The organism is Deinococcus seoulensis (assembly GCF_014648115.1).
Lineage (GTDB): Bacteria > Deinococcota > Deinococci > Deinococcales > Deinococcaceae > Deinococcus > Deinococcus seoulensis.
This window is the reverse complement of sequence record NZ_BMQM01000060.1, coordinates 1-7,979: the sequence shown is the minus strand read 5'-3', so window position 1 is coordinate 7,979 and position 7,979 is coordinate 1. Positions and strand designations below refer to the sequence as shown.

The following is a 7,979-nucleotide window of genomic DNA, read 5'->3' as shown; positions in this document are numbered from 1 at the left end:
GGAACTGCGCCATCGAGAACCCCGGCGGGGTTCTCGATGGCATCTGGACGAGGTCTGCGTCAAGGTCGGCGGGGTCAAGCATTGGTTGTGGCGAGCGGTCGACGAATACGGGGACGTGCTGGACATTCTGCTTCAGGAACACCGAGACACCCAGGCGGCCAAGTCCTTTTTTGTTCGCCTCCTGGGGGAATACGACGTGCCGGAGGTGATCCATACCGACAAGCTGTGGAGCTATGGGGCGGCGCTGCGTGAGATTCCCGTGCTCCACGGCGTGGAGCACGTTCAGGTCGCTTCCACCGCCCGCTGTAACAATCTGGTGGAGCAATCTCACCGACCCACCCGGCAGCAAGAACGAAGCCAACTGGGCTTCAAGCGCCGGAAACGAACACAAGAATTCCTCGCCCTGCACGCCCGAGTCTCGAACCTCCATCGACACACGCGAACCACCGTTCCCGCCACCCTCAGACGAAGCCATCAATCCGCAGCTCTTCTCCGCTGGCGAGAGGCGATGCAGCAGGTGGCTTGATTCTCAAGCCACCTGCTGAGGGGGTGACGTGAGAGTAAGAACAGAAACCTACGCTAAGGAATTATTTGCGACTGCGACGCCATTTCCTGAGTTCGGCGTCTGCTGAGGCGTCACTGACCTCGGCATAGCGCAATGTGGTCTGGATATGGCGATGCCCCAGCCGCTTCCGTATTGTTCCCAGACTGACCCCACCATTGACCAGTTCAGTAGCGTGGCTATGCCGCAACTGGTGCAGTGTGCAGGCTACGCCTGCCTCAGCCGCGTAATGCTGCCAGCGCTCCTGCACGCTCTGATAGCGCAACGGGCCACCACGCCCATTCTTTTGCGCCTGGAACAGCGGCCCATGCTCGTACTCCAGTGAGCGCAGATACTTCCGCAGGGCATTGACCAGTTTAGGGTCATCGAGCAGCACCGTCCGGCGCTGCCCCCCTTTGCCCAGCACGGTCAGATGTTCGTCGCCTTTGCTGAGGTCGAGGTCGTCCAGATGGATGTTCAGGGCTTCGCTGATGCGAAGTCCCGTCTCGAACACCAGGCGGAACAGCAACGCATCTCTGGCCTGTTGCCCTGGAATCACGGCAAAGATGCGCTCCACATCTTCACGGCGCAGTCCTCGCGGATGTGGTGGTGGCACAGTAGGCCGTTCCAGATGCAGCGTCGGGTCAATTTCCAGTTTCCCGTGCTGTCTGGCCCAGCGGCAGAAGCGTTCAATGGCGGTCTGTTTGCGGTTCTGCGTGGAAGCAGCCCACTCGTGGGCTGCAAAGTAGGCTTCCAGCGTCGGGGCATCCAGTTCCTGATGCTGTTCCAGTAACCACCGTTGCAAGTGATTCAAGTCAGCCTGGTAAGCCCGCAGGGTGGCCGGGCTGCGTTTCAGCCCTTTCAGAAACTGCTCAATCGCTCTCTGGAAATCGTCAGCGTTCATTCCTGTGATAAGTGTACTTTCACCCTCTGAAACCGATGGCAGTTTTTGCCGTCAAATTCGCAGACAGTTTTCAGTTTTCCTGTGATAAGGATAATTACAACAGGTTTTACACTTGTTTGTCGCAGCACCAGCAAATCAACATTCAGTCACCTTTCATCACTACTATGCCTAAATGCGGATACTCACTGCTGCCCTCGTCAGTCTTGCCCTGGGGACGCTCGCCCTCGCTGCACCACCCCTGAACCGCTCGGCTTACCTCTTCAGTCATCCAGCGACCCGAATTCCCCTGACAGTTGGCCAGAACCAGGTCACGGCCTTTGACCCTGACGAGGGCAGCGCCGTGACTTTCGCCGGGAGCAGCCAACCCCACGCCTTGAAGCTTCCCGGCAAACTGGCGTGGAATCCGCGCCCGACCCCGCAAGGTGTTCTGGCTGCACAACTGGACTTCGCCAAGTGCCGGGTGGTGCTCTGGAACCTCAGCACGCAGAAGGCCATTTCCACGCTTCAGGGCGACTTCAAGGAAACTTTCGGCTGTGGTCGGGACGGTACCGAGTTCGTCTTCAACTCGGCGTTTACCGCCGATGGGAAGTTTTTTCTGGCCGCCGACCACCGGGGGGCCAGCCGCTGGGACGTAAGAACAGGCAAGCGGCTCAATGTCCGCACGGGGGGTTGGTACAGCCTGGATGTCAGCCCAGATGGCAAGACCGTGGCGCTGCTGGGCGAAGGTCGCCGCATCGAACTGTGGGCCTCTGACTTCTCCCGCCGCCTTAAGGCCCTACCTGCCCAGCCAGCCACCTGTCTTAACTTCATGGGGGCACGTCCAAATTGGAGTCCCGATAGTCGCCTGCTCGCCTTTCCCTGCAATGGTGAAGTACGCGTCTGGAACGTGCAGGCCGGGGGTCTGCGGAGCTATCAGCGGGCGGAGCAGAACGAATATGCGGAAGCTCCTGTATTCAGCCCCGATAGCCGTTTCCTGGTGGCCGACGAGGATGGGGCAGGCGTAGAAGCCTGGGATATCGCAACCGGAAAACGCGTCGCCAACACTGGCCCTGTGAAGGGAACGCAGGTGACGGCTGTGGTGGTGACCAAGCAGAACCTCGTTCTGGCGGTGCTGGATGACGGTCGCTTGTTGCGCCTGGACTTGCAGCAGCCCGGCTCGGCTTTGCAACCCATCCAAGTCTACGACCGACCTCAAACGGGAGCCACTCTCTGGCCGCGTCTGACAGTCAACGCTGAAGGAACTTGGTTCGCCATGTCCAGTGGTCGAGGGCAAGTCAAAGTGGTGCCTCTACCTTTGCCTGATGATTGGCAGACTGAAGCAAAGGAATGAACCACAAACTCAACGCAGCACAGCTCCACCAAAAGGCGAACGTACTGCCCGCAGTTCACGCTGTAAGCTCTGCTATGTCTCTACAGGCCCGTTTTCTTTCTACAGGTTTTCTCGGCGCACTGCTCAGTGTCAGTGCTGCCGGAGCGGTAAGCATCCAGGCTTCAGGCATCTTGCCGGATGGCCCGGCCAGCGAGGTCAGTGTGCGGGCCGATGGCGCACAAGTCGCCGTCACTACGGCTGACCGCGTGGGCCTGTTCACTCCCCAGGGGCAACGGCAGGCTCTTGTGTCGCCCACTGGCCGCCTGCTGGTGGATGTCGTTTACAGCGGCAATGACCTTTTTACGCTGGACACGACAGGAACTCTGGCTCAGGTCAGTGGAAAGCAAACCAAGGTCGTGGGGCAGGCCCTCTGCGGTAACCTGAAAGGCAGTGAAGGGCCACACCTCGCGGCGAGCGGCTCCACGCTGACGGTGGCGTGCCCTCATACCCTGCTGGTCGGCCAGCCGGGACAGTGGCAGAGGATTGACCTGCCGACCTTGCCTGACGGCTACGGTGCTGGGCAGGTCGCCGTCAGTCCAACCGCGAACGAGGTGGCCGTCATCCGCGCCTCGCAAATTCTGCGCTTTCACCTGCCTGACATGAAACCGCTGCCGACCATCACCCGCTTACCTGGGGAAGACACTTCGTTTATGGATGACCCTGTTAAGCCTGCTAGCGCTTCGGCAGTGGCTTATGACGCGTCTGGGCAGCGTCTAGCGGTGGGCTGGAACATGAGCTTCCCCAAAGCGTACAACCAATCCGTGACGGTCTATGACCTGAAAAGTGGGACAGGACGCTCGTTGCCTACTTATGCCGACAACACGAGGAAACTCGCCTTCAGTACCGACGGCAAATTTCTTCTGGCAGACGGCTTCAGTACCCCGCGCCTCTGGAATCTGACTGACCGGAAACGGCTGGCACCACCACAGCCGACCAATACCGGGATTGGTGTTCAGGGTGTGGCGTGGCTGGGCCAGAACATCATCAGCACCAGTTCGCTGGGGGCACTGGCCCTGACGCCGCAGGGTCAGCAGGTCGCCAAGTTCCAGATGCCGCTGGCCCACGTCAATCTCCTGACCGTCAGTGACAATGGACGTTGGGTGGCTGCGGCGGGCGAAGGTCGGCAGCTTAACCTTTTTGACCTGAAGGCAGGACAGGCAATCTGGAGCGTCAAGGCTCATCCGTATCAGGTAGGCAGCCTGAAGTTCAATCGGGCTGGCACGCTCCTGGTCAGCGGTGATGCGAACTCGGAATTCGTGCGCTTCTGGGACGTGAAAACCGGGAAGGCGGTTGGCCCCTCGGTCACGGGCATTCATTCTATTTCTGGATTCACGCCGGGGGATAAGGAAGTCGTTCTGGGCGGTCGTATCGTTCCTGTAGCCCCTTTGCTCAGGCGTCAGGGCGAGCTCTTTCTGGGCAACCTCCCTGGTCAGACCTACCGCAAGTCGGTGAGTGAGACTTCCCAGCTCACGCCGGATGGAAAAAGTATGTGTGAAACGCAACTTATCTTCCGTGACCGGGGTATGGGCTTCCGGGCGTCCTCGTGGCAGCTCGGCGCACTGGAGAAAAATAACTTCGGCCTGTCACTGCCTGAAGAAAGGCGTCTGGGGGCCACCAGTGCCGACTGCCGCGTACTGGCCGTGGCTGCTATAGACGTGATAGGCAAGGAACATACTTATCATCCGCTGGGCGTTGAGGTTTATGACCCGGCGACAGGCAAGAAAATACAGATGTGGCCCTCTGGCAATCGGGTGGAGTCTTTGGCCGTATCCTCAGATGGTCGGCGAGTCGCCTGGCTGGAAGATGGCCGCGCCGAATTGCTGATAGGTGACGTGAAAACTGGGAAACAAGTGGTCTGGAAGCTCCCGGCAGTGGTACAGGACATGGACACTGTTCCTCTCGCCTTTCGGGCTGATGGGAAAGCATTACTGGTAGGGGTCGGCAGTCAGTCGGAAACGAGTTTCACAGTTCTGAACATTCCCTGAGTCTCTTTCCTGCCATGACTGATGCCCGTCGAATTCCTCTCTGCTGAGCAAGCCGCCCGCTACGGGCGGTTTGCTGTTGACCCCACCCCAGAACAACTCACCCGTTATTTCTTCCTGAACGAAGCCGACCTGGCTTTGATTGCTGAGCGACGCCGCGACCACAACAAGCTCGGTTTTGCCGTCCAGCTCTGCGCTTTGCGGTATCTGGGAACCTTTCTGCCCAATCCTATTCAGTTGCCGAGAGTCGTGGTGCAGCATGTCGCTCAGCAACTTGAGGTTTCGCCAGAAGTTTTCCTACGGTATGCACTGCGCGAGGAAACCCGCTACACCCACCGCCGCGACATCGTGGCTTACCTGGGTTACCGGGAGTTCGACGAGTTTCAGGTGTTCCGCCTGATTCGCTGGATTTATGCCCACCTCGCGGTCAGTGCTGTGCGCCCGAGCGTCCTGTTCGACCTTGCTACAGCTCACCTGCTGGCCCAGAAAGTTGTGTTGCCAGGCGTGCGTGTTCTGGAGCGGCTGATTGCCCGTGTCCGCGAGCGGTACACCGCTCGGTCTTTCCTCGGTTTGAGCCGCCGCCTGAACAGTGAGCAGGAGCAGGTCCTCGAACAGCTTCTCGTCCTGCCCACGGGGAAATGGCAGACCCCGCTGGAAGTCCTGCGAACTCCGCCTTCACGGGTGGGAGCCATGTCGCTGTATCACGCCCTGTACCGCGTGGAACAGATTCGCGCTGTCGGTGTCGGAGAGGTTGACCTCTCCGACGTTCCAGCCGCACGTCAGGCTGCCCTGATACGTCACGCCCTGACTGCACGAGTACAGCTCATCCAGCGGATGAGCGAGGAACGGCGGCTGGCAACCCTGCTGGTCTTCCTGCAACATCTGGAACGCACCGCCACCGATGACGTACTGGACATTTTCGATGGTCTGATGACCAGTTTCGCCCTGAGAGGGGAAGCCAGGCGGCGACGGGAACGCCTGCGTTCCCTGAAAGACCTCGACCAGGCGGCTTTGCTCTTGCGTGAAGCGACCCTGATGCTGCTGGACAGCAACCTGCCTGCCGAAAGAGCGCGTGAACTGGCCTTGCAGAAGCTGGGGGAACAGGCACTGCGGGAAGCCGCTGGAAAGGTCGCGGCCCTCGCCAGCCCTGATGAGGACACCCACGCACTGGCCCTCAGTGGGTACTACACCACTGTCCGCCGCTTTCAGCGGGTCTTTCTTCAGACCATTACCTTTACTGGAACCCCTACAGCTACGCCGCTGCTGGATGCCCTGGAATTCCTGAAAGCCAGGGATGAGCCGGGGCAGGGCAAGCCCAGATGGAGCGACGCTCCCCGGAGCGTCGTTCCGAAAAGCTGGGAAAGACAGGTCTTTCCCTTTGGGGGCCAACTCGACCAGCAGGCGTACACCCTCTGCGTGATGGACAGGCTGCATCAGGCTCTTAAGCGCCGCGAAGTCTTTGTGGAGCGCAGTGAACGCTACGGTGACCCACGGGCAGAGCTGCTTCAGGGAGATGCCTGGCTGGAAGCCCGTGACGACGTGTGCCGCGCCCTGGAACGCTCTCTTGACCCCAGGCCGGAACTTGAGCTGTTGAGCATCGAACTGGAAAACGCCTTTCGTGAAGTCGAGGAGCGCTTGAGCGTCAATTCATCGCTGTCACTCACTCAGGAGGACGGCCACACCACCCTTCACCTGGCCGCGCCGGAAGCGATTCCTGAGCCGGAGAGCCTGAAGGTGTTGCGGGCTGAAATTTCAGCCCGCCTGCCCGTTGTTGACCTCGCGGAACTCTTGATGGAAGTGCATTCGTTCACCGGACTGGCTGAGGCGTTTACCCACGTCGCAGAAGGCCGAACCCTGGTACGACATCTTCCCCTGAGCCTCTGTGCGGTACTCCTTTCACAGGCTTGCAATATCGGCCTGAAAGCCGTGTCCCGTCCTGATGTGGAAGCCCTGACCCTTCCGCGCCTATCGTGGATAGCGCAGAACTACGTCCGCGCCGACACCATTACCGCCGCGAATGCCCTGCTGGTGAATGCCCAACTGGAGTTGCCGCTGGCCCAGAGCTGGGGCGGTGGGGAAGTCGCCTCTGCCGATGGCCTGCGTTTCGTCGTTCCCGTTCGCACCATCAATGCTGGCTGGAACAGCAAATATTTTGGCGCTCAGCGCGGCGTCACCTACTACAACTTCACCAGTGACCAGTTCACCGGATTTCACGGCATCGTGATTCCGGGAACCCTGCGGGACAGTCTGTATATCCTCGCGGGCCTGCTGGAACAGCAGACCCGCCTCGACCCCCGCGAAATCATGGCCGACACCCACGGCTACAGCGATGTGGTGTTCGGATTATTCGCCCTGCTGGGCTACAAGTTCAGTCCCAGGCTGGCGGATTTATCTGACCAGCGCTTCTGGCGACTGGATAAGGACGCGGATTACGGCGCACTGAACGACCTCAGCCGTCACACCCTGAACGAGCGGCTGATCGCCGCTCACTGGGAGGACATGCTTAGGTTGGCCGGGTCACTCAAACTGGGCAAGGTCGGCGCAACGAGCATTATGCGTACCTTGCAGCGTGGGGGCAGCCTGTCGAGTCTGGGACGGGCTATTGCTGAACTGGGTCGCATCGAGAAGACCCTGTACCTGCTGAACTATGTGGGCGACGAGGCTTACCGCCAGCGAATTCTGCGGCAACTCAATCGGGGCGAGCAGCGCCACAGCGTGGCGCGGGCCGTGTTTCACGGACAGAAAGGGGAATTGCGGCAGCGGTATCGGGAAGGGATGGAAGACCAGTTGAGCGCACTGGGCCTGGTCGTGAACGCGATAGTCCTGTGGAATACGCGCTACATCCAAGTAGCTCTCGATGAGCTACGGAGCATCGGTCATCCGGTCAACGATGAGGACGTGGCCCGACTGACTCCATTGCTCCACGAGCATGTGAGCATGCTCGGCAAATACGATTTCACCCTCTCAGAAGATGTGGCTCAGGGCAACCTGCGCCCCCTGCGTAACCCGTATTCCCTGGAGGAGTACATCAATCAGATTCCTTAGCGCAGGTTCCTGTTCTTACTCTCAGGTGACCCCCTGAGCTACTCCGGCCTCACTCAGGTTAAGTTGCCAGAACCCCCCGTATTCGTCGACCGCTCGCCACAACCAATGCTTGACCCCGCCGATCTTGACGCAGACCTC

General features: G+C 59.8%; 5 protein-coding genes and 1 pseudogene. 4 read left to right on the top strand and 2 right to left on the bottom strand.

All coding sequences use genetic code 11. The features are described 5' to 3' along the window. The coding region (locus IEY70_RS20355) for an IS6 family transposase (protein ID WP_189066858.1) at nucleotides 1-526 on the top strand (526 nt) is incomplete at its 5' end. 61 nt (nucleotides 527-587) lie between these two features. Here IEY70_RS20355 and IEY70_RS20350 read toward each other — a convergent pair. After that, on the bottom strand, nucleotides 588-1,445 hold the full coding sequence (locus IEY70_RS20350; RefSeq protein WP_189066857.1) for a tyrosine-type recombinase/integrase: 858 nt from the start codon (nucleotides 1,443-1,445) through the stop codon (nucleotides 588-590). 172 nt (nucleotides 1,446-1,617) lie between these two features. On the opposite strand from IEY70_RS20350, the gene IEY70_RS20345 reads away from it, so the two are divergent. From IEY70_RS20345 to IEY70_RS20335, 3 genes are read left to right on the top strand one after another with little or no spacing between them, the layout of a single operon-like run. After that, complete coding sequence (locus IEY70_RS20345; RefSeq protein WP_189066856.1) at nucleotides 1,618-2,775, top strand: WD40 repeat domain-containing protein; 1,158 nt, start codon at nucleotides 1,618-1,620, stop codon at nucleotides 2,773-2,775. Continuing rightward, entirely contained in the window at nucleotides 2,772-4,799 is a 2,028-nt protein-coding gene (locus IEY70_RS20340) for a WD40 repeat domain-containing protein (RefSeq protein WP_189066855.1), read from the top strand. The genes IEY70_RS20345 and IEY70_RS20340 overlap by 4 nt, the downstream gene beginning before the upstream one ends. 21 nt (nucleotides 4,800-4,820) lie before the next feature. After that, the gene (locus IEY70_RS20335; RefSeq protein WP_189066854.1) at nucleotides 4,821-7,841 is read left to right on the top strand and encodes a Tn3 family transposase; all 3,021 of its coding nucleotides are present in this window, start codon (nucleotides 4,821-4,823) and stop codon (nucleotides 7,839-7,841) included. A gap of 48 nt (nucleotides 7,842-7,889) precedes the next feature. Here the strand turns inward: IEY70_RS20335 and IEY70_RS21455 are convergent. After that, nucleotides 7,890-7,979: pseudogene (locus IEY70_RS21455) on the bottom strand (IS6 family transposase); the annotation flags it as partial.